The 726-nt window shown below is 55.4% G+C and carries 1 pseudogene; it reads left to right on the forward strand.

Features of this window, described 5'->3' with window-relative positions:
• A pseudogene (locus HMPREF2757_RS11835) lies at window positions 1-726 on the forward strand (hypothetical protein); the annotation flags it as partial.

Consider the following 726-nt stretch of genomic DNA (forward strand, 5'->3'; position numbering starts at 1 on the left):
TGGGCAAACTGGTCTTCGACGGTGTTGTCGACCCCGGCGACGCTGAGGCAATCAAGGCGTTGAAAGAAGTCAATGAACGCTCAGACCGCTTTGCAAACCTGGAAAACCTCAAATCGGCACCTGCTCGATCAGATAAGGCCGGCGCGGGCAAGGCTGATAAGACCAAAAACTCTAAGGGCGAAGCCAGTGAAAAAGCTGACCTCGATGGACTGACTCCCGACCAACAGGACAATGTCAATCAGGGTGCGGGGTTCCAAGACACCTTTGAAGAGTTTGCCAAGGACTGTGTTGAAAATGGGCGCAAAGGCAAAACCTACGGCGACCTGTGGCCGTCGACATTCCGAGGCACCCCGTTCAGCAAGGAGCCTTTCACGTGTGCTTTGGGTGATAGTGACGATGTCAAGGCGCTCAGTGAGAACAACGCCAAGCTTCTGCAGAAGCTTGAAACCGCTGATGGTGGTAAGGGGCTGCCCACTGGGCGGGACGATGACAAGCGGCGTGTGACGTTCATGGACGGACGTACTGGTGTGGTCCAGGCGCTGTACTCCAGCGAAAACTGGCCGGACCTGAACTATGCGCTGAACGAGCTCAAAGAAGGCAAATCTGCCGGCGTGCTGATGGCTCTCGCTGATCAATACGAAGGCTATGACGAGGACCACCACTACAGTGGCATGGCTGCGGCGTTTACGAACATTCGGTGTACGGATTCTAATAGGGCTGATGAGC

It is taken from the genome of Brevibacterium sp. HMSC063G07 (genome assembly GCF_001810665.1).
GTDB lineage: Bacteria > Actinomycetota > Actinomycetes > Actinomycetales > Brevibacteriaceae > Brevibacterium.